The organism is Phycisphaerales bacterium AB-hyl4, from assembly GCA_041821185.1.
Taxonomy (GTDB): Bacteria; Planctomycetota; Phycisphaerae; order Phycisphaerales; family Phycisphaeraceae; genus Natronomicrosphaera; species Natronomicrosphaera hydrolytica.
The window spans coordinates 204,026-225,860 of record JBGUBD010000001.1 but is presented as its reverse complement, the minus strand read 5'-3'; the positions used below and the strand labels follow the sequence as shown (position 1 = coordinate 225,860).

Genomic DNA, 21,835 nt, shown 5'->3' with positions numbered 1-21,835 from the left:
ATCGATCAAGCGGACACGCCAGCAGCCAGGGTGCTATGTGATCAAGGCTTCGAAGGGCCTGGAGCAGGTTTAATCCAAATATAACGGCCGACTCAAGCTCCATGTTTAGCCCTCGCGGCCACGCGGGGGCGCTTCCGGGCGCTTCCGGGGCGCTTCCGGGGGCGCCCCACCGTGGGCGGCGGGGCTAAACGACATTTGGGTTGAACCCGCTCGAATACCCGGCAACAGCAAGATTTGTCCGCGGTCACGCGAGTCGACGGACGTTCTGTGGGCCGCGGATCTCATACGCGATGCCGCGCCATCGCATCGTTCGGCCGACGCCCGCCCGGATGATCAACAGCCAGTGCAACGTCATCCACACCACCGTCGCCCACCGGTCCAGCCGAAGCGTCGAGCGCAGCCGGTCCGCCATCGCCTGTCCAAAGGCGTAGCGCACCACGCGCTTGCGGTAGGTCGCTCGAATGTGGTTCGCCACCGTCACCGTCACGATCGCCCCCACGGCTGCCCACCATGTTTCCGGCTGCAGCCATTCGACATTCAGCAGGCCCGCCGCGACCGCGGCCCACGCGGTGACGAAGCTCAATATGTACAGCAGCGGCAATGTGACCGCCCCAACGTAAAGCCAGGGCGCGTAGACGCGCGTGATCAAGTATTGGCGATGCGCGAAGTTGATCAACTCATCACGCGAAAAATTCACCGGGCTCGCAATCAGGCAGCGCGGCACGAAGTAAACGCGCTTGCCCACCCGCTTGCTCAGTTGCGATAACGGGTAGTCGTCGGTGATGCAGCCGCGCAGCGAGCCGACGAGGTCGCCCTCGCGAGCCGTGTCGACGCGCAACGCCATCGACCCGCCCCATGCCAGGTGGAACATCGGAATCACGGCGAAGCACGCGACCGAGCTGTTCATCACGCTGGCCAACTTCGCCCAGATCGTCGGCTTGCCGACCGGGTCTGACGCGTCCGCTTCGGGCACCAGCCAGCGGTAGCCTGTCGTGACGCCCACCTCCGGTTTCACCAGCGGGCCGACGAGGTCGTCCAGCCATTCCGGGCCGGGCACGGCGTCACTGTCGGCGAACACGAGCACCTCATGTTCACTGCCCACCCGCTCGAGGTGTGCCAGCGCCACGAGTTGGTTGTGCACCTTCTGTCCCACGGTCGGGTCGGCTCGGTCGGCGATGAGCAGGTCGATCGTTCGGCCGGTGTCCGCCGCGACCGCTTTTTTCAGCACGGGGTAAGCTGGGTCGTCCGCCGACTCGACAACGAAGACGAGGCGATACTCCGGGTAGTGCTGCTGGCAGAGGCTGCGGATGTTGTTCGCCAGCGCTGCTTCGACGCCCTTGAACGGGACGATCACCGCGGCGCGGGGGCGGTAGGCCATGTACTTTTCGCGTCGCGGCCGTTGGAGCAGTCGGCCGTACTTGCGGACCTGGATCACGGACACGACGGCCTGCGTCGCCCAGCCGATCCAGAGCAGGATGAGAAAGCTATTCAGCAGCAATGCGAGCATGAGTGATTCACATGGGGATGACGGCAGCGAGTCGGCTGAGCATCTTCAATCATCTACCGTAGGCTGCTGCGGCGCAAAAGAAAAACGGATGCCGTATGCCGGCACCCGTTTCCTGTAGTGTTTGCAGTATGTCGCCGACTCATGCGTCGATCGAGGTGATTTTCACCTGGATGTAATGCTGGCGATGGCCGTTGCGGCGGCGATAGTTTTTGCGTCGCTTGAACTTGACGACTTCGACCTTGTCGCTGACGTCTTCGTTGAGCACGTCGGCGACGACCTTCGCGCCTTCGAGCAGGGGCTGGCCGATTTTGGCTTCAACGCCTTCGCCGCCGACGAGCAGCACCTTGTCAAAGGTGATGCTGGGCACTTCCGCGCCTTCGGGCAGGTCCCGGGTGTCGATGCGGATCACGTCGCCTTCGCTGACTTTGATCTGCGTTCCGCTGTCTTCGATGATTGCGTACATCGTCTGGTCCTCTATCGGTAGGGGGAACGCAACAGTGTAGCGAGTTGGCGGGCGGTTGCAAAGTGGGGGTTGCGGGGGCTTGAAGGGCCACTTTGCGGGGTGGGGACGCGTGGGTCCTCTCATTTAGCCGCGGGCCTTGGCCCGCGCTTTCGGCCGACCGATCGCGGTGCAAGCACCGCGGCTCAATGTTGCCAGTGTAAACCGTGTGGTCGTTTCTAGAACACGCGGACGACGAAGCTGTTGGCCTGGTCCTGGGCCTGGTCCTGGCCCTCGGGGGGGCGTTGGGGGCGGGATCGGCCGTTGCCGCGGTTGTGGGGGAAGTTTCGCTGGAGTTCGCGGATGGTCGGGGCGTAGGCGTCGACCTGGGCCTGGGCGGCGGTGGGGTCGTCCGCGGTGACGAAGGCTTCTTCGTAGCTGAACAGGCCGACGGTGACGAGCGAGCGGTGGGGGCCGTGGTAGAAGTAGGCGTCGTGATCGTCTTCGCGGAGGCGATGGGCGGCGTCCTCGGCGGCGGCGCGGAAGTCGCCGTCGTACTCGCCGTCGAAATAGCCGACCTGGAGCGTGTAAAAGCCGGGGTACTGGCGGAGGTCGTGCGGGTCGGTGATGCGTGGCTCGCCGCCGCCTGCGAGGTTGACGAGGCGGACGTCGGAGAACGGCTGGCCGTCGTCGAGGCGGATGCGTCGGCTGTGATGCAGGGCCTGGCGTGCTTCCTCAGCGGAGGGGTCGGCGAATCGGCCGCGGTAGAGGGTGGCAGTGCCGTCGACGTCTTCGATCCAGAGGCTGCGCAGGCCGGCCTGCTGCTGGAGGCGGGTGAGCATGGACTGGGCGTGTGCCTGGCGGTCGCGGCCGGTGAAGCGTTCGAGGGGGATGGTCCACATCCCGCCGCGCGGTCCGCCGGCCTGGTCGGGCGGGGGGTCGGCGGGGAGTTTGCTCCACCACGGCTCACTGACCACGCGCGTCTGCATTTCGCAGCCGAGGGTGGTGGTCAGTGTGGCAAGGAGGACGAGGGTGATCGCAACCGAGCGGGGGGGTCGGATCATAGAGGGGCATTGTAACTGGGGTGGGGGGAAGGTGAAACCTGGGGGAGGGGGGGGTTCTGGTTTCCAGTTTCTAGTTTCTGGTTGGGAGTTGAGGGTGTCCCACGGATTCGCTGCGCTACATCCGTGGGCTTTAATGGGGTGGTGGGGGGTGGGGCCTATGATGGGGGTGAAATGGACTTTATTAGGAAAGTTGGAAGCTATGGCTGAATATACGAATCGCCTTGTGAATGAGACCAGTCCGTATCTGTTGCAGCATGCCCATAACCCGGTGGACTGGTATCCGTGGGGGGAGGAGGCGTTTGAGGCGGCGCGGCGGGAAGGTAAGCCGATCTTTTTGAGCGTGGGGTATTCGACGTGTTACTGGTGTCATGTGATGGAACGGCAGGTGTTTGAGCATGAGCGGTTCGCGGAGCAGATGAACGCTTCGTTTGTGAATGTGAAGGTGGACCGGGAGGAACGGCCGGACGTTGATGACCTTTACATGACGGCGGTGCAGTTGATGACGCAGCGTGGCGGCTGGCCGATGAGCGTGTTTTTGACGCCGCCTTCGCCGGAAGCGGGGGCAGACGCGGGGGGGTATGGGTTGAAGCCATTCTGGGCGGGGACGTATTTGCCGCCTGAGCCGAGCCATGGGATGCCAAGCTTCGGGCAGGTGCTGGAAGGGTTGTCGAGCGCGTGGCGGGATCGGCGGGAGGAGGTGCTCGCACAGGCGTCGCAGGTGGCGAGTGCGGTGCGGGAGCAGTTGCGGCATCGCGACCTGAGCGGGTCGGTGGATGTGGACGTGGTGCAGACGGCGGCGAACCGGTTGCTTGGGGTGTATGACGCGGAGCATGGCGGGTTTGGCAGCGCGCCGAAGTTTCCGCAGCCGAGCCAACTCGCGTTTCTGCTGGCGGTGAGGCGGAACTCGGATAGTGGGAGCGTGGAGCAGGCGCTGTTGCATACGTTGGACCGGATGGCGCGGGGTGGGATATACGATCAGCTTGGCGGCGGGTTTCACCGGTACAGCGTGGACGAGCAGTGGCTGGTGCCGCATTTCGAGAAGATGCTTTATGACAATGGGCAGTTGGTTGAGTTGTATGCGGATGCGTACGCGCGGTGGCCGGGGCATTCGCTGGCGGGGCAGTGGGCGCGGGTGATGCGTGAGACTTGCGATTACGTGTTGCGTGAGATGACGGATGGTAGCGGGGCGTTGTGGTCGGCGCAGGATGCGGAGGTGGAGGCACGCGAGGGCGGGAACTACGTGTGGACGCGGGAGGAAGTGGAACAGGCGATTGGCGACGAAGCGCTGGCGGCGGTGGCGGTGCGGATGTTCGGGCTGGATCGTGGGACGAACTTCCGCGATCCGCATTCGCCTGACGCCCAGCCGGTGAACGTGCTGTTTCTGCCACAGTCGCTGGACGTGTTGGCGACGGAGTTGAAGGAGCCAATGGAATCGCTGCTGGAGAAGCGGCGGCGGATCATGCGGGTGTTGAAGGAAGTGCGGGATGGCCGACCGCAGCCGAGCACGGACGACAAGGTGCTGGTGTCGTGGAATGGGATGATGATCGCGGGGCTGGCGCGAGCGGGGGCGGTGCTGGATGAGGCGGGATACCTCGATGCGGCGGAGCGCGCGGCGGAAGCGATCATGGAGCAGATGAGCGACGGGGAAGGGTTACGCCATACGATGCGGCGCGGCGATGCGCGGTTGCCGGCGTACCTGGAGGACTATGCGTTTTTCGTGCACGGGTTGCTCGCGCTGCATCGGGCCGAGCGAGGTGATGGGCGATACCTCGAACGGGCGCAGCATTACACGAAGTATGCGGCGGAGCATTTCAAGGCACCCGGCGGCGGGTACTACGACACGCTGGCGGACCAGGAAGACCTGTTTGTTCGGCTGCGGTCGACGTATGACGGTGTGATTCCGTCGGCGAACAGTCAGATGGCGCACAACCTGATCGAACTGTATTCGCTGAGCGACGAGCGGGCGTACCTGGAGCGGGCGGCGGACGACTTGTTTGCGTTCGGCGCGGCGCTGCGCGAGCGAGGGCCTGCGATGCTGCACATGATGCATGCGCTGATGCGGTTGATCGAGATCGACCCGGCTTTGCTTCGCGCGTCGGCCGAGGTGCGGGCGGCGGGAGGCGCGGCGCGCCCGCAGGTGGTGTCGGCGACGGTGGAAACGCAGCGCGTAGACATGGCGGCGGGCGAGGTGGAGGTTGCGGTGAGCGTGAAGGTGGAGCAGGGGCATCACTTGAACGCGGCGCGGGTGGATGATGAGCGGTTGGTGGCGACGGAGTTGGCGGTTGAGCCAGGCGATGCGTGGGAGATGGAGGTTGCGTACCCGGCGGGGACGTTGCGCGAGCTGGCGTATGCGGAGGAGCCGGTGCATGTGTATGAGGGGCAGGTGGTGATCGGGGCGCGGCTGCGGCGGGTGGGCGGTGAAGGGGATAGTGGGGAGGTGAGGTTGCGGCTGCGGTATCAGGCGTGCTCGGACAGGGCGTGCATGGAAGCGGAGGAACTGGTGCTGCCGGTGAAGGTGGGGGCGTAGGGTTGGGGTATGATCGGGGGATGATTGATACGCATTGCCATTTGACGTTTCCGGGGTTGTTTGAGCAGGTGGACGCGGTGCTCGCGCGGGCGCGGGGGGCGGGGGTGGACCGGATGATTTCGGTGGCGACGACGCCTGACGATGCGAAGCGTGCAGCGGCGCTCGCGGTGGATGAGGCGGGGGTGTTCGCGACGGTGGGGGTGCATCCGCATTACGCGGGCGAGTGGGCGGACAGGGATGCGTTGGTGGAGGCGATGCTTGCGGTGGCGGGGTTGAAGGGGGTGGTCGCGTGGGGGGAGATGGGGTTGGACTATCACTATGACGAGCCGACTGCGGAGGTGCAGCGGCAGGTGTTTGCGTGGCAGCTTGAGGTGGTGCGCGAGCATGGCGGCGCGCTGCCGGTGGTGATACACAATCGCGAGGCGACGGATGATGTGCTGGCGATGATTCGGGAGGCGGGGCTGGCGGGCGAGCGGTTTGTGTTTCACTGTTTTACGGGATCGCGTGCGGAACTGGAGGCGGTGCTTGCGATCGGGGCGATGGTGAGTTTTACAGGGATCGTGACATTTAACAGTGCGCGGGATTTGGCGGCGGCGTCGGATGTGGTGCCGTTGGAGCGGTTGATGGTGGAGACGGATTCGCCTTACTTGACGCCTGAGCCGTATCGGAAGGTTCGGCCGAACGAGCCGAGGTATGTGCGCGAGGTGGCGCGGTTTCTGGCGAAGCGGCGGGGGATGAGCGAGGCGGAGTTTGTGAAGGTGGTGGATGGGAATGCGGAGCGGTTTTTTGGGTTGAGGGGGTGATGTGGATGACTCATCAAACTTGGGGTTCTGTGTATGAGGGCTGACGCCCACGGCGTTATGCCGTGGGCTTCGAGCGGACGAGTGGACGGGAGAGGTGGGTGCGATGGGTATTGGGGGGGTGCTGAGCAACTGAAGTTGCTCAGCCTTTTGGGGGGAAAGGTAGACTGGGGGGATGGTTGAACAGAGGCATGTGGCGGTGACGGGGTGCGGGCTGGCGTTGCTGGTGCTGGTGCTGTTGCCTTGCGTGGTTCAGTTTCTGCCTGAGGTTTACTTTGATGTTGATCCGCGGAGCGAGGCGGGGCTTTCGCCGGCGGTGGCGTTCGGGCCGACGGGGGCGGCGTGGTACCAGGTGGTGGCGGTGCTGGTGTCGGCGGTGGCGTTGGGGGTGAGCGTGTGGGCGGGGGCGGTGGTGCGGTGGGGGGCGATCGGGCTGGTGGCGGTGGGGATGGCGATGTGTGCGTATCACCTGCCGGGGCATGCGAGCAATGCGCTGCCGAGCGGCGGGTGGCTGGCGGCGGCGGCGATGGGGCTGGCGGCGGTGCATGTGGGGCAGTTCGCGGGTGCACGGCGGTGGCTGATCGCGGGGCTGGTGGCGATCGTCGTGCCGATGGGATTGCAGGCGGTGTGGTATGTGATGGTGGATCACCCGGCGACGGTGGCGTCGTATCTGGCGGGGGAGGCGGCGCTGCTGGAGAGTCGCGGGTGGGAGGAAGGCTCGCCCCAGCATGAGCTGTATCGAAGGCGACTGATGGACTGGCAGGCGGTGGGGGCGTTCGGGTTGTCGAACGTGTTCGGATCGGTGGTGGCGGGTTTCACGCTGGCGGGGCTGGCGGTGATGTTGGGGATGTGGCGGCGGGGGCGGGCGATGGGTGCGTTGGCGGAGCGGGGGGAGCCGCGGGGGTCGGGGATACCGGGAGGGGCGTGGATGTTGCTGCCGGTGGTGTTGCTGGGGGCGGTGACGGTGGTGCTCAGCCGATCGACGGGGGCGGTGCTGGCGCTGCCGGCGGGGGCGGTGGTGCTCGTGGCGGTGACGGTGGCGACGCGGCGGGGGGGCGTCTGGCGATGGGGGGCGGTTGCGCTGCCGGTGGCGTTGGTGGGGTTGGCGTTTGTCGCGGTGCTGGTGCGGGGGGCAGTGGGGCCGCCTGAGACGATCGAGGGCGAACGGACGGTGCTGTTCCGGTTTCATTACTGGCAGGCGGCGGCGGAGCTGATGCTGCATGATCTGCCGGGCAGCGCGCTGCTGGGGCTGGGGTCGGCGGGGTTTGCGCAAGGCTACTTGTGGGCGAAGAATCCGCTGAACCCGGAAGAGGTGACCAACGCGCACAACGTGTTCGTCGACTACATCGCGATGCTCGGCGTGGGCGGGTGGGCGTTTGCGGCAGTGCTGGTGATGTGGCTGACGCAGGGGGCGGTGGCGGCGGTGCGGGGGGCGGGCGGCGGTGAGAATCATGCGTCGGGGGGCGAGGTGGCGTCGGTGGGGCTGCCTCGGGTGAACCTGGTGGTGGCGGGGCTCGTGGCGGGGGTGGTGTTCGGCGTGGAGTACACGCTGATGCTGCCGACGCTGGTGATCGAGTCGGCGCTCTTGTGGCTGGGCGGGGCGCTGGCGTTTGTGGGGGTGATGGCGTTGGTAGCGGTGCCGGGGCGATGGGGCGGCTGGTGGGCGGTGGCGGGGTTGCTGGGCGGGGCGACGGTGGTGCTGGTGCACAACCAGATCGAGATGACGTTTTACCAGTTCAACTCGGCGCCGATCGTGTGGGTGCTGGTGGGGCTGGCGGCGGCGGCGTGGCGGGGGCCGACGCCGGTGGCGGCAGGGGGCTCGACGGCGACGGCGGCTGACGATGCGACGGCGGGGCGGCGATGGGCGGGGTACGTGCCGGCGGGGGCGCTGGCGTTGGTGGCAGGGGTGATGGTGGTGGGGCATGCGCTGCCGATCGCGGCGCAGCAGGAGCGGGTGGCGTCGGCGGCGCGGGCGTTGCAGATGGACCGTTTTCCGCAGGCGATGGCGTGGCTGGATGAGGCGGGGCAGATGCGGCCGACGGACGCGACGGTGTGGCGGTGGCGGGTGGGGTTACGGCTTGGCGCGGCGCAGCAGGCGGCGGCGATGGGGCGGCGCGACGTGGCAGGGCAGATGTTCGCTGACGCGGTCGCGGTGCTCGATGCGACGCGGGCGGCGGGGGTGGATACGGCGGGGCTGCACCGGCAGTATGCCCAGGTGCATGGGCTCGCGGCCGAGGTGCTGGACGAACCGCAACGACTGGATGAGGCGATCGCGGCTCGCGAGCGGGCGACGGAGCGTGCACCGTACAGCCTGTCGGACCATGTCGAACTGGGTGATCGGCTGTGGGAACGCGGCGAACGTGAGCAGGCGGCGGACCTGTATCGGCGGGCGTTGCAGATCAGCCGATGGAGCTATCTCGATCCGGTGAAGCAGCTGCCGGAGTTGGAGCATCGCCGGTTGGAGACGCGGATTGCGGCGGTTGAGGCGGGGGCGGGTTTTTAGTTTCTAGTTTCGAGTTTCTAGTTTCTGGTTGGGAGGTGGGGGAACCCACGGATTCGCTGCGCTATATCCGTGGGCTTTATTGGGGCAGGGTTTGGGTGGCGACGGGGGCGAGGGGGGTGGAGCGGGTGAGGGTGGCGGCGAGGTCGCGGGCGTGGGTGGGGGTGTGGGCGATGATGAACATGGCAGCGCCGGAGCCGGTGACGTGGACGGGCTGGTCGAGCATGTCGGTCAGGTTGGCGATGGCTTCGGCGAGTTGGGGTTGGACCTGGCAGGCGGGGGCGGCGAGGTCGTTGAAAGGGGCGTCGGGCGGGAGCGGGTGTTGCGTGGGGAGGGCTTGCACGTCGTTGGAGCGGAGGGCGGCGTCGTGAGGGTGTTGCTCGTCGAAGGCGGCGTAGACGGGGCCGGTGGGGCAGGTGAACGGGGGGAGGATGAGGACGAGGTCGATCGGCGCGGGTTGTGGGGCGGGGGTGATGTGCTCGCCCACGCCGGTGACGATGGCGGAAGGTGAGCCGAGCATGGCGGCGACGAGGAAGGCGACGTCGGAGCCGAGCGTGGCGGCGAGGGGGGTCAGGTCGTTGGCGGTGAGGTTGAGGTTGAATAGATCGTTGAGGCCGACGAGCGTGGCGGCGGCGTCGCTTGAGCCGCCGCCGAGGCCTGCGCCGGCGGGGATGCGTTTGCACAGGTCGGCGTCGACGGTGAGCGGTTGGCCGACGTGGTCGGCGAGCAGGCGGTGGGCGCGGTAGGCGAGGTCGCGTTCGAGCGGCCAGTCGATCGGCTGCGGGACGGGGGCGTCGTCGGCGAAGGCGATGCGCCACGTGCTGTCGGGCTGGTTGGTGCGGCGGAGGGTGAGTTGATCGCCGAAGGTGAGGGCGACCATCCAACTGGCGATGGGGTGGAGGCGGTCGGCACGCGGCGGGCCGACGGAGAGGGCAAGGTTGACCTTGGCGGGGCAGTGGCGGACGAGTTCGGTCGCGGTCGCATGACTGGTCATGGTGGACAGCTTAAAGCAGATTTAAACCAGGTGTCGTGGTCGCTTCACGCACCGTGTATTTACGCACGTCTATCTACGCAGTGTGTTGCGATATCGCGTCTACGGGGAGTGCCCCGCCGTGGGCGGCGGGGCTAAACATTGCGATTGGATGGGGCGTGCGCTGGCAGGCTGGCTGCCGCGGTGGGCTGGTTACAGGAGGGTGAGGTCGTCGCGTTGGATGGCGATCGGGGCGAGGGGGCGTGCCGGGGCACGGGCGGGGGTGGGGCTGCCGTTTTCGTGTGCGGCGGGGTGGAGGATGTCGGCGGCGGTGTGGCCGAGCATGATGCCGGCGTGGAGAGGGGCCCATCGTCGTTCGGCTTCGCGGCGGTCGCCGAGTTGGTCGGCCCATCCGACGAGCAGTTGGCCGACGATTTCGGGGGCGTCGGCGGGGCCGCGCTGGTCGCAGCCGGCGAGCCAGAACATGAGGCGGTACTGCTGCGGCTGCTCAAGGGCGGTGCGCACGTAGGCCGAGGCGGTGGTTTGCCACGATTCGCCGGCTTCGACCTTTTCGAGCACGGGCTGGAATCGGCGTTGGGTGACGGCGCTGAGCAGTTCGCGTTTGTCGCGGAAGTAGCGGTAGATCGAGCCGACGGCGCAGTCGAGTTGCCTGGCGATGCGTCGGATGGTGGCGCCGTCGTAGCCGGCTTCGTCGAGCACGGCTTCGGTGGCGTCGAGGATCTGCTTGCGGCTGAGCGTGGGCGTGGGGGCCGGCGGGGGCGTGCGCGGCTGGGCCGGGCGGGGCGCGTCGATCTGCACCGGCTCGGTGCTGCTGCGCAAGCGAGCAAGCGCGTCGCGTTGAACGCCAGCGGCAGGGTAGGTCGCGGTAACGGTGGGGGATTGGCTTTTCACGTCCATGTCAGTCAAAGTTCACCTCCTTGTGAACGGGTTCAGTGTCCGCGTTCGGGGTGGCTGTGTCAAGGCTCGATTGTGAGGGGTATACCCGATCGAGAAAGCGGCCCGGCCGACGGCGGACAGTGGAGCGGGGCGGGGGGCGGCGGTACGATGCGCGGGGTGTGGAAAGGGCAAACGCACCCTAGCAGGGGAGACTGTCATGGGGCGGGCGGAACTGGCGGCGAAGCAGATGGTGCAGCAGCAACTGCGCGATCGCGGCATTCGCGACGAGCGCGTGCTCGCGGCGATGCAGCGCGTGCCGCGCCATCTGTTCGTGCCGGATGTGGATATCGAGACGGCGTATTCGGATCACGCGCTGCCGACCGCCGAGGGGCAGACGATCAGTCAGCCTTACATCGTGGCGTACATGACGGAGTTGCTGCGCATCGAGCCGAGCGTGAAGGTGCTCGAGATCGGCACGGGCAGCGGCTATCAGACGGCGGTGCTCGCGCTGCTCGGGGCGCAGGTCATCAGTGTGGAGCGACACGCAGGGCTGGCGGACCGGGCGCGGGTCGCGTTGAATCAGGTGCTGCCAGGCGAGATGGGCGCGGGGGTGCAGGTGGTGGTGGGCGATGGCACGGTGGGGTATCCGCTGGCGTCGCCTTATGACCGGATCATCGTCACGGCGGCGGCGCCGCGCGTGCCGGGGGCCTATCGCAAACAACTGGCCGAGGGCGGGCGACTGGTGCTGCCGGTGGGCGATCGCGAAAAGCAGGTGCTCACCGTGGTGGATCGCAAGAAGGATGAGTTTGTCGAATCGCAGGGCTTGACGTGTCGATTCGTTCCGCTGGTGGGTGAAGATGCGTGGGGTTTTGGCGAGTGATTGTGCAAGCGGCAGTGCCGATGGTGTCGGCGTGAGCGGGCGCGCGGGTTGCACATGGGAGGGGCGCGAGGGTGGCCTGCTCGCCTGGTTCAGCGCCGATGCTGGGGGGACGCGTGGCCGACGTGCCAGCGGCCGCAAATCGGGCAGTGGTACGCCTGGACCGTGTCGCCTTCGAGAGCGTGGCGGCGGACCACCTGTCGGGCCGCTTTCTTCGTGCGATAGGCTCGCTTGCGCGTGCACATCCGCCATCGCCGATAGCTCTCCCGCTCCGATTCCCGCGGCATCTTCCGAACCAGACGGCGCAGCCAGATCAGGAACAGCACGACCCCGACGAGAAACACCGCGATGAGCAAGCCTTCCATGGTTTCCCCTGTGCGTCACAGTCCGTGTGTCGATAGACGGTCCCGCGTTCATGCTCGGCGGGTGAGATTTTTCAATGCGGTCCAATACATCATCATGCCATCTCGGCGCGAACCTTGCCGACGCGGGCGATCGCACGGCCGATGGATCACTCGGTGTATTGGACGGGTCGGTTAGGTACGACCACGCGGGTTCCCGTTCAGCCGTGGGCCTTGGCCCGCGCGTTCGGGCCGTACGCTCGAAGAGCGCGGTGCAAGCACCGCGGCTAAATGTTGCAAGTGGTGCGAATCGAGACCGTCATCGGCCGCGTCGGATCGCAACCTTTTCCTTGGCTTCGTCGAAGACGAGTGTGCAGGGGCCCGGGGTGTCTTCGGCGGTCAGGTCGCCGCTGCCGATGGTGACGTGGACGTTGGACATAATGCTGGTGAGCACTTCGATACGGCCGTTGGAATCGCGGGCGGCCTCGTCGAGCAGTTCCTTGCGTCGTTCGTTGAGCTTGCGGATTTGCACGTCGCAGATCAGTTGAAGCTGTTCGAGTTTGGTGTAGACGCCGAGCTCTTTGGGCTGGAGCTTTGCGGGGTCGCCGACGGCGCGTCGGATCTGGTCGGCAAGCTCGGCGGCGGCGTTGCGTCGCTGGGCGGCGCGGGCGGTGAGCTGGTCGAGTTGGGCGAGGTTTTCGAGCACTTCCCGGCCGAGGCCGACGGTGACGTCGGTCCGCACGCCGCCGCGGGCGCCGAGCTGCTTCACGGCGATCTTTTCACCTGCCATCATCGCGCCGCCGGCGAGGTGGCCCTTGCCCTGGGTGGCGTTGATTTCGCTGTAGGCGAGCAGGCGTGAGTGCAGCGAGCCGACCTGGAGGTTGATGTTCTGGCCGGCGAAAAGGCTGGCGGACTCGGCGAAGCGGGCCTCGATGTCGCGGGCGGCGCGGATGACGGCGGCGCGCTGGCCGGCGACGCCGGAGCGGAGGATGACGTCGCCTTCCGTGCTTTCGATCTCGGCGGCTTCGACGGGGCCTTCGACGAGGATGTTGCCGGTGGCTTTGATGCGTGCGCCGGAGCGGACGCCGGCGCGGATCTGGACGTCGCCGTCGAAGTCGATCGGGTCGCTTTGGCGTGTGACGTCTTGTGTGACGATAAGAGCTTTGCGTGCTTCGACGCGGTCGTCGTCGAAGAGGACGACGCCAGCGACTTCCGCGATGAAGTCATTGCCGTCGACTCGGATGTGTCGGCCGGCGACGGGTTCGAGGGCTTTGGGCTCGGGCGGGGCGATTTCCTCGCCGAGGGCGGTGAAGCCGAGTTCGCCGGGGGTGGCGGGTTGATGGCGCATGACGACGTCGCCTGGGCGACACATCCAGATATCGCCGCTGGTCAGTTGCATGCTGGTCAGGCGGTCGAGCGGACCGTCGGCGGTGCGTCGGCCGAAGCGTTCGAGCTTGCCGTCCTGGCCGGGCTTGGCGGGTCGGCCGCGGACGATGACGGTGTCGCTGACTTCTTCGCCTTGCGAGGCCTGTTCGACAGCACGGCGGACGGTTTTCAGGTCGACGCCGGTCGTGATGTTTCGTTGCTTGAGCCAGTTGAGCACTTCGTCGACGGAGACGGCCGAGCCGCCGGAGACGGGGGGGTGGACCTTGAGCAGGAGGAACATTTTGTCCGCGGAGGGTTCGAGTTCAAACGAGCCGGGCAGGGACAGTCGGCGGTCGCTGCCGAGGCCGCCGTTGGCACCGTCCATCAGGCGGGCGATCTGTTGAAGCTGCTCGCGTTCGGAGTCGGCAAGCTCGTCCGCATGTTCGAGAATCTCATCGAGGACCGGTTCGAGCTTGTCCCGATGGATGGCGGTGTTGAACAGTTCTTCTGCTCGATCGACGAGCTGGCGGGTGATTCGACCGGAATACTCCGACGGTGCATTGACGGTTTTGCTACGTGAGCCCATGTACGGCGACTCCTGGAAAGGCCCCCCTGACCTAAGTTGCCGGCCTGATCTGTGGAAGTGAGCGTCGAACCGCTGGTTTCGTCCCACATGATCGCTGACACTCTTAACTATCGGTCGCGGCGTGGGGCTGAATGAGTTGGCCGCATAGGGACTTCTCCTATGCCGTAATTGATGGGTTGGTCACACGGCGTCGATCCAAAGCGCACCTCCATCATTAGCCGCGGGCCTTGGCCCGCGCGTGCGCCGTCGCGTCGAAGAGCGCGGTGCAAGCACCGCGGCTAAATGTTGCAGGTGGGATATGCAAGTGTCACATGTTAGCCCCGCCGCCTGCGGCGGCCCCCGGAAGCGCCCCCGCGTGGGCTGAACAGGGTGCTTGAGTCACAGGATGCCTTGAGTCGGTCTTAAGGCTGGGCGGTGCCGTGGCCGTTCTCGATGTAGTGGCGTTGGCGGATGTCGTTCATGATGAGGGGGAAGTGCACGTAGGGGTTGATCGCATCGTCGTCGGTGTTGGCGGCGGCTCGGATTGCGCCTGCTTCGAAGATGCGAGGCTTGATGCGGATGGTGGCGAAGTCGCGGTAGGCAGGCGGGTCGAGGTCATGCAGGCCGGGTGCGATGAGCGGTTCGCCGTAGCGGCCGGGATCGCCTTCGCGATTGGGGATCAGCCAGGGTCGGATGGGTTCGCCTTGCAGTCCGAGGTCGAGCTGGCGTCGCATGAGTCGTCGGCCGGTCCACCAGCGTCCTTCGACGGCGTCGATGGCGGCGTACGTATCGTCGACGGAGTAGGGTTTGAGTCGGTGGAGGTGGTCGAAAAATGCAACGGTGACGGCCTGGTCGAAGTCGTTCTTCTTGTATTCCCTGATCGCGTCTTCGAGCACGTGCAGGCCGACGATGTGGGAGATGGTGTCGCAGTAGGCGAAGGCGGACTCGTACTCGGAGATGATGACGGTGGTTTTGTAGCCGTAGAAGGTGGCGATTTCGTGCCAGTGGCCTTGCAGGAAGGCGAGCTCCTGTCCGAGGCGGAGGGCGATTTCGTCGGCGAGCGTTTCGCGCTGTTCCTTCGACAGGGTGTGCCAGTGGTCGGGGTAGTCGAATTCGACGGTGAAGCGGGTGAACTTGTCGGTGGGCAGGGTGAGGTTGGTTTTCTCTTTGGCGAGGGCGCGTTGGGCGCGTTGGTAGTAGTACCAGCCCCAGTCGACGGTCCATCGGAGGTGTGCGACGTCGATGAACCCGCCGTACTCGGTGTAGACGATGCCCTTGCTTCCGTCTTTGAAAAGCGGGGGCATGCCGTAGCTGTGGGAGTCGAAGTTTTCTGCGTCGAACGGCTCGTAGAGGGTAAGGAGGCCTGGGAAGGGGAGGCTGCCGGCCCGGAGTCGCGGCTGGGCGGGGTTGGTGCAGCCGGCGAGGAGGATGAGCAGGGCGAGGCTTAAGGCGAGGTGTGCGAGGGTGGTTGGGCGGGTTCGATGCATGTTGGCCGACTCTTTGCGGGGCTCGGGCGATGAGGCTGACGCCCACGGCGTCACGCCGTGGGCTTCGAGCGTACTCTAGCTGGATTCATGTCCGGTCCGCATTATTTATGATCTACGGAGGCGGTCGGCGGTTGGTTTTCGGAAGATTGCGGCAGTGAACAGCGATCCCACGGGGGTGGGTTGGCGTATGTAGAAGAAGCTGATGACCCGACGGGCTGTATTTGGCGTTGGGGCACAGCCTTGACCGAAATGGTGATAGCGGCTTTAATGCTGCTGGATCATGACAGACCCGCCGACGAAATGGGGGTCGATTTTGCAACGCGAAGCGCTGGATTTATTTATCACGATTCATACGTTCCAGCGTGCCCGCCTTTACGACGCCGTCCTGTGCGATGGTGTTCGTCCGCCAGTCAGCGCGTGTGATCGATCATTGATTCGGGCGTATATCGGGCGAGTTGGCCGATAGAACGTCCGTTGTGGCTCGTCGCCCATAGCAGGAGGTTCGCATGCCGCGTAGAAATGACGCCTGGGGCATCGAAGTGGGCGCCAACGCCATCAAGGCGGTGCGTCTGAGCCGATCGGGTTCGGATGTGGTGCTCAAGGACTTTGAGATTCTGCCGTTCAAGCAGATTCTCACGACGCCGGACCTGAACGTTGAAGAGCTGATTCAGGTCGGGCTGGACACGCTGCTGAGCAAGCATGACGTCGGCCACTCAACGGTGGTGGTGTCTGTGCCGGGGCATATGGGTTTTGCCCGTTTTGCCAAGCTGCCGCCGGTGGAGCCGAAGAAGATTCCGGACATTGTCCGTTTCGAGGCGGTGCAGCAGATTCCCTTCCCGATCGAGCAGGTGGAGTGGGACTACCAGGTTTTCCAGCAGGCCGACTCACCGGACGTTGAGGTGGGCATCTTCGCGATCACGAAGGAGCGGGTGCTCAACTATCTGAGCAACTTCCGCCAGGTGAATATGCGGGTCGATGCGCTGACGCAGTCGCCGTTGGCGATGTACAACGCCTTCGCGTTCGACCGGGTGGACGAAAATGACGACGGCGTCATTTATATGGACATCGGCACGCGCAGCACGGACGTGGTCATTGCCGAGCAGGGGCAGATTCTGCCGCGTACGTTGCCGATCGGCGGCAACCACTTCACCGAAGCGTTGGTCAAGGCGTTCAAGCTCAGCTTCCCCAAAGCCGAGAAGCTCAAGCGCGAGGCGGGCACGAGCAAGTACGCCCGGCAGATTTTCCAGGCCATGCGCCCCGTCTTCGCCGATCTGGTGCAGGAGCTTCAGCGCTCGCTGGGCTATTACCAGAGCATCAACCGCGACGCGAACCTGACCAAGTTGGTGGGCGTGGGCTCGACCTTCCGCCTGCCGGGTTTGCAGAAGTTCCTCAAACAGCAGTTGCAGATTGAAGTGATTCGGCCGGACGGTTTCCAGCGCATCGCCGCGGAGGGCAAGCGCGAAGCCGAGTTCACCGAGCACGCGCTGAACATGGCGACGGCATACGGCCTGGCGATCCAGGGCCTGGGCATGGAGACGGTGACCGCCAACCTCCTGCCGCGCAACATTCTCACGCAGCGGATGTGGCGTGCGAAGCAGCCGTGGTTCGCCGCCGCCGCCGCGTGCTTGGCCGTCGCCGCCGGCGCTATGGTTGCCAACCACGTGACGGTGCAGCGTACCTACCAGAGCCAGTATGAACAGACGGCCGGGCAGATCAGTCCGATCCTTAGCCAGGCGAGGGATAACTCCAACGAGTGGCGTGACGTCGCCAGCGGGGCGGACCCGCGCGATCAGATCGAGAACCTGCGTCGGTTGCTGGACTATCGCGACGTCTGGCCGAAGCTGATGGAAGACCTCAGCCACGCTGCCAACGCGGTGAACCCGGACCCGGCCGACATCTCCAGCGACTATTCCGAGATGGAGTCGATTTCGCGTGACCAGCGTCGTCGCATTTTCATTGACGAGGTCGAAGCTAGCTACGCCGTGGGCAGCGACGGCGCGGATTCGCCGGCGGGCGGTGCGCGACGACAGCCGGCCGGTCGCGGCGGTGGCGGGCGTGGGGGTATGGACCGCTACGGGATGGACGGCGGCGGCGGCGGACGGTCGGGCGACGAGATGAGCGGCGGCAGCGTCAGCGACTTCTTCAACGACAACGATCGCCCACCCCGATTCGTGATCACGCTCCGCGGTACGACGCCGCACCGCGATGGCGCTGCGTTCATCAGCAACCACTTCCTCCGCTGGTTGCAGGACAACGCGGACCGGCCTGATCGCCCGTACCGCATCGTGGTCAATATGGGCCAAGCCATCCGCTCCATGGATCAGATTCGCGAGTCGGACGTGGACTCCGATCAGCGGGGGGCGACTCGCGGCCGAGCCGCCGCACAGCGAGGGATGGACGAGTTCGAAGACTCTGACATGCTTGACCGAACGACGCGCACCACCACCCGCACGACGCGTGGCCGGGGCGGCGATGCACTCGCGGCGACGCTGCCCGAGCGGCCCGTCGCGGCCGGCGGGCAGGCGGGCGACTGGCGTTTTGAAATTCAGTGGGAGGTGGAACTGCGTTCGCCTTCCGAAGCGCGATCTGAATCCGCACCGGACGACACGGATGTGGACGACGCCCCGGAACAGCCCGAAGGCGAAGACGACCCCCGTCAGGCGCAGCAGGCATCCGACCCGGACGCCGCTACCGAAAACGCGCGACGTGAAGACAGCGAACGAACCGCCATCGGCGAGGAGGCGCGATCATGAAGACGTTGATGGAGTGGATCAAGGCGAATCCGCTGACTGTGGCCTCGATTCTCGTGGCAGTGGTGTCGCTGGGGATCATCGGATATTTCACCAGCCAGGGGCGAGCGTTCCGCAGTGAGGTGCAGGCCCGCGCCGAATCGGAAAGCCGTGAAATTCAGCGGTTCATGCGTGAAACGGTGCAGATTCCACCGGAACGGCCGGACGACGATTCGGACGATATCACCGGCGTGACCATCACGCAGGGCGCGATCCGTCAGCTCGAACGGTTGTACGGCCGCATTGATGAGGAGTATCGCGAAGTCTTCGACGCCGCTGTCGAATTCAATCGCGGCTACCACAGGCGACTGGTTGACGCTTTGTTCAGAGATGATGCTGGCCCGAACGTGCCATACGAAGCGCGAAGCGCTTACCGTCGCGCGTTCGAACGGATGATGGGCTCACCGTCCGGTGATGAAAGCGACCCGCGCCTCGGCGCCGGCTCGCCGCCGAGGGCGGATCAGATTCAACGCTACCTCGAACAACTGGAAGAACAGATTCGCGCCACCTACCGGCCGCCGGGCGAACGCCAGTCGGAACTGTCCGATCGCGAACGGCGTGAACTGGAGCGCGAGCTGCGTGAATCGCATCTGGCCCTGCTGCGCGAACGGGCGGAGCAGATCAACATATACGCGGTGACACGGCTGAACGATTCCGAGTTCCCGTTCCATGTCGGCGAGTGGAGCCGGGCCAGCGATCGGCCCGAGCCGTCGCACCTCTGGGAAGGCCAGGTCGGCCTGTGGCTTCAGCAGGACATCGCCCGCGCAATCGCCCGGGCCAACCGTGTCGACGACCCGAATTCCAACGTGCTCAACGCGCCAGTGAAGCGGCTGTTGCGCGTGGAGGTCATCCCCGGATACGTCGGGCTGCATACGCTTGGCGGCGTAGCGGGCAGCGGCAATGTCAACCGCGCGAGAGATGGTTCGTATCCGATTCCCTCGCGGATGACGCGGGCGAGCGATGGCAATGGGGCGCTCCCGGTGAACTTCCGCGTCGGGCCCACCGGCCGAGTCTCCAACGCGATGTACGATGTGCGACACGTGCGCGTTCGGGCGATTGTGGATGACCAGCAGCTGCCGGATCTGTTCAACGCCCTTGGTGCGGTGAACTTCATGACCGTGCTGCACACCACCATCCGCGACGTCGATGAATACGAAGCGCTTCGCGAAGGTTTCGTCTACGGCTCGGGCAATGTGGTCGAAGCGGAGATGATCATCGAAGCCATCCTGCTTCGCGAGTGGACCAAGCAAATGATGCCTCAGCCCGTTCGCCAATACCTCGGTATCGACGAGGCCGAGCGGGACGACACGGATCGGTTCCAGGACGATTACATGTACTATTGATCCAATGCCGATGGCGCATTGGGTGGATGGCAGCGTACGTTGACTCGCGAATCAGAAGTTCAGCAAACCAGCGCAGACCGAGGCGAAATCGGTCGTATACCACGAGGGTTGGCTTATGAAAACCAAAGACGCCGGTTTCATTCAGAAGCATGTTGAAAAGGTCGTGCTCGGTGCGGGTGCGTTGTTCCTGCTGGTGATCGCGGCTTACATCTTCATCGGCAATCCATACGCCGTGGAAGTCAGCGGCGAACGGGTTTCGCCGCGCGAAGCGGAAGCTCGCCTGCTCACCCAGGCCAACCAGCTCGAGCAACGGCTGCGGGCGGACGACGGCCTGGAAGCCACGATCAGTCAGCGTGACATCCCCTCGTACGCGGGCGATTTCCGCGAGCGGATTTTCCAGCAGGTGATCGGCGTCGATAGGTACGCGATCGCGTTGAACATGCCTGGCCTGGGCGAGGGCACGCTTGCCGAGCGTGAAGCGCCCGATCCGTTCTACGTGCCCCGGCCGCAGATTCCCGACGAGCCGATCGCTCGCGCGTCCTATGGCGTGCTGGGTGAAGTGGAAGACCGCAACGTACAGGAGCGGCTCAACCGCTTCATGGTTGACAACCAGACCCGCGACTTCCGGGCGGTAAGCGTCAGCGCCGAGTTTGATATGGATGCGTTCGCCCGTCGGCTGCAGTCGCAAGCGCCGCCGGGGTATCAGCAACTGCCCGAGGGCTGGTGGCGGGCGATGAACGGCATCGCCGGCGTGTATCTGCAACGTGAAGAGCGCGACCCGGTGACCGGCGAGTGGGGCAATCGTCAGATCATCGACCCGCTGCCCACGCAGGTGGCGTACGGCGCGGAGGGCGAGAACCGTCGTTGGGATGTGGAGGAGGCGGACCGTGCCGTTGCACGGATTCGGCAGAACCAGATGCGGATCATTCAGCCGGAGTTCGTGCCCATGGTCGGCCCGACGGTCTGGCTGCCGCCGGACCAGTCGCCACGCGAGTTGAGCGGTGAGGAGCAGCGCGAGCTCAACCGCATTAACGAACAGATTCAGACCATCCAGAACCGCATTGACGGCTGGGAGCGTACGCTGCGTCGACAAGGCCATGAAACGCCCAGCGAGCAGCTTGAACGCGGCAGGCGGATTGACTTCGACCAGGCCGATCCGCAGCGGGGCGCGCAGCAGCAACGCGACGCGCGTGCCCGCCAGCAGCAGCAGCGGCAGCAGCGCGGCATGAACGAGTTCGACGATATGGGCTTCGAAGACCCGCGCGACAACCGGCGCGACCGCCAGCGGCAGCAACAGGACCGCGGCCGATCGGATGAAGAGCCTCGGCTGTACCGTCAAGTCGTGACTGAGATGGGGCGGATTCGTGATCTCGAACGGCAGCGCGACGAGCTTTATGGCATCACGCGCGATGATGACGATCGGGACCGCCGAGGTCGCCAGCAGCAGCAGTGGCAGGACGATGCCATGTTTGGTGAGTTTGATGACTTCGGCGAGTTCGGGGAGTTCGGGCCCGGCATGGACCCGCGTGGCGGCGACCCGCGCGGCAATCAGCGGCGCGGTCGCGACGCGGGCGAAGCGCTCAGCGGTGAGATTCAAGTCTGGGCGCATGACCTGACCGCCGAGCCCGGCCGAACGTATCGCTACCGCGTGATCGTGACCGTGCTCAACCCGCTGTTCCAGCAGCGTCGGCTGCACCCGGAGCAGCAGGAAGAGTACTTCAACCGGATCGCGCTCTGGCCGGAGCAGGACGAGTTGGAAAGCGCCGAGGCGTCCAACTGGTCGAGCCCGGTGACGCTTGACCCCGAGCATTACTTCTTCCTCGTGGAAGGCTCGCCGTCGCGTGAAGAGGCGAAGGTCGAAGTCTGGCGGCTGTTCCGCGGGCAGTGGCATTTTGAAGAGTTCGACGTTCGGCCGGGCGACATAATCGGTGGCGAAACGCGCATCGACGGCCAGACCGTGTCGATGCGGGTGGACGCCATGCTGGTCGACCTCGTCTCGGTCTCCGAGGGCACGAGCAGCGGCAGCGGCGCCCGGATGATCTACATGGATCAGGAAACCAACCTCATCGGCGAGCGCGTGGCGGACGAAGACCGCGACAGCGACCACCGCATCCGCCTGCGTAACGAGTTGGATCGCACCGCCGAGCTGGCCGACCGCTCCGCCGGCCGGTAAAGCTTGGCCCGCGCGACGCCTGCCCAAAAGGCAGGGTGGGTCGACGTGCCGTCACCAGGTCTTTTATTGTCTAAACACGCCACACAGCCGCCTCAGGGCGGTTGTGTGGCTTTTTTTGTGGGCGGCCCCGGGGGGTGTGTGGTTTTGGGCAATTTGTTTCGTTTGCCTCCGGGCGGGCGCGAAAAAATCAC

Annotated in this window: 15 protein-coding genes; 7 read left to right on the top strand and 8 right to left on the bottom strand. The window is 65.5% G+C overall.

The annotated features are described in order from the left end of the window. Nucleotides 1–244 precede the first annotated feature (244 nt). The 3 genes from ACERK3_00925 to ACERK3_00915 form a co-directional block, all read right to left on the bottom strand. Nucleotides 245–1,507, bottom strand: a complete 1,263-nt coding sequence (locus tag ACERK3_00925) for a glycosyltransferase (protein MFA9476844.1) — start codon at nt 1,505–1,507, stop codon at nt 245–247. Nucleotides 1,508–1,646: 139 nt separating this feature from the next. Further along, nucleotides 1,647–1,970, bottom strand: coding sequence for a 50S ribosomal protein L21 (gene rplU / locus ACERK3_00920; GenBank protein ID MFA9476843.1), 324 nt, complete (start codon nt 1,968–1,970; stop codon nt 1,647–1,649). A 215-nt stretch (nt 1,971–2,185) separates the two neighbouring features. After that, entirely contained in the window at nt 2,186–3,010 is an 825-nt protein-coding gene (locus ACERK3_00915) for a hypothetical protein (protein MFA9476842.1), read from the bottom strand. A 199-nt stretch (nt 3,011–3,209) separates the two neighbouring features. Between ACERK3_00915 and ACERK3_00910 the strand changes: the two genes are divergently transcribed. The 3 genes from ACERK3_00910 to ACERK3_00900 all read left to right on the top strand — a co-directional run bounded on the left by ACERK3_00910 (nt 3,210) and on the right by ACERK3_00900 (nt 8,840). Beyond that, complete coding sequence (locus ACERK3_00910) at nt 3,210–5,537, top strand: DUF255 domain-containing protein (protein ID MFA9476841.1); 2,328 nt, start codon at nt 3,210–3,212, stop codon at nt 5,535–5,537. 20 nt (nt 5,538–5,557) lie between these two features. Further along, the gene (locus ACERK3_00905; protein MFA9476840.1) at nt 5,558–6,340 is read left to right on the top strand and encodes a TatD family hydrolase; all 783 of its coding nucleotides are present in this window, start codon (nt 5,558–5,560) and stop codon (nt 6,338–6,340) included. 172 nt (nt 6,341–6,512) lie between these two features. After that, the gene (locus ACERK3_00900) at nt 6,513–8,840 is read left to right on the top strand and encodes an O-antigen ligase family protein (GenBank protein ID MFA9476839.1); all 2,328 of its coding nucleotides are present in this window, start codon (nt 6,513–6,515) and stop codon (nt 8,838–8,840) included. A 76-nt stretch (nt 8,841–8,916) separates the two neighbouring features. Here ACERK3_00900 and ispE read toward each other — a convergent pair whose 3' ends face one another. Both ispE and ACERK3_00890 read right to left on the bottom strand, forming a co-directional pair. Further along, nucleotides 8,917–9,831 (bottom strand): 4-(cytidine 5'-diphospho)-2-C-methyl-D-erythritol kinase, encoded by a 915-nt coding sequence (ispE, locus tag ACERK3_00895; protein MFA9476838.1) that lies wholly within the window; start codon nt 9,829–9,831, stop codon nt 8,917–8,919. Nucleotides 9,832–10,020: 189 nt separating this feature from the next. Continuing rightward, nucleotides 10,021–10,725 (bottom strand): TetR/AcrR family transcriptional regulator, encoded by a 705-nt coding sequence (locus tag ACERK3_00890; protein ID MFA9476837.1) that lies wholly within the window; start codon nt 10,723–10,725, stop codon nt 10,021–10,023. Between the two features lie 196 nt (nt 10,726–10,921). Here ACERK3_00890 and ACERK3_00885 point away from each other — a divergent pair, with 196 nt between their 5' ends. Further along, entirely contained in the window at nt 10,922–11,584 is a 663-nt protein-coding gene (locus tag ACERK3_00885; GenBank protein ID MFA9476836.1) for a protein-L-isoaspartate(D-aspartate) O-methyltransferase, read from the top strand. 89 nt (nt 11,585–11,673) lie between these two features. On the opposite strand, the gene ACERK3_00880 is transcribed toward ACERK3_00885, so the two are convergent. From ACERK3_00880 to ACERK3_00870, 3 genes are all read right to left on the bottom strand, one after another. Next, nucleotides 11,674–11,946: a hypothetical protein gene (locus ACERK3_00880; GenBank protein ID MFA9476835.1), complete on the bottom strand. Its 273-nt coding sequence runs from the start codon at nt 11,944–11,946 to the stop codon at nt 11,674–11,676. 295 nt (nt 11,947–12,241) lie between these two features. After that, complete coding sequence (locus tag ACERK3_00875; protein MFA9476834.1) at nt 12,242–13,873, bottom strand: DUF342 domain-containing protein; 1,632 nt, start codon at nt 13,871–13,873, stop codon at nt 12,242–12,244. A gap of 401 nt (nt 13,874–14,274) precedes the next feature. Beyond that, the gene (locus ACERK3_00870; protein MFA9476833.1) at nt 14,275–15,339 is read right to left on the bottom strand and encodes a DUF4056 domain-containing protein; all 1,065 of its coding nucleotides are present in this window, start codon (nt 15,337–15,339) and stop codon (nt 14,275–14,277) included. A 506-nt stretch (nt 15,340–15,845) separates the two neighbouring features. Here ACERK3_00870 and pilM point away from each other — a divergent pair. The 3 genes from pilM to ACERK3_00855 all read left to right on the top strand — a co-directional run bounded on the left by pilM (nt 15,846) and on the right by ACERK3_00855 (nt 21,644). Continuing rightward, on the top strand, nt 15,846–18,092 hold the full coding sequence (gene pilM / locus ACERK3_00865; GenBank protein ID MFA9476832.1) for a type IV pilus assembly protein PilM: 2,247 nt from the start codon (nt 15,846–15,848) through the stop codon (nt 18,090–18,092). Next, nucleotides 18,089–19,471 carry a hypothetical protein gene (locus ACERK3_00860; GenBank protein MFA9476831.1) on the top strand — a complete coding sequence of 461 codons (1,383 nt, stop codon included), beginning with the start codon at nt 18,089–18,091 and terminating at the stop codon, nt 19,469–19,471. The genes pilM and ACERK3_00860 overlap by 4 nt, the downstream gene beginning before the upstream one ends. A gap of 115 nt (nt 19,472–19,586) precedes the next feature. Continuing rightward, on the top strand, nt 19,587–21,644 hold the full coding sequence (locus ACERK3_00855; GenBank protein MFA9476830.1) for a hypothetical protein: 2,058 nt from the start codon (nt 19,587–19,589) through the stop codon (nt 21,642–21,644). Nucleotides 21,645–21,835 lie beyond the last annotated feature (191 nt).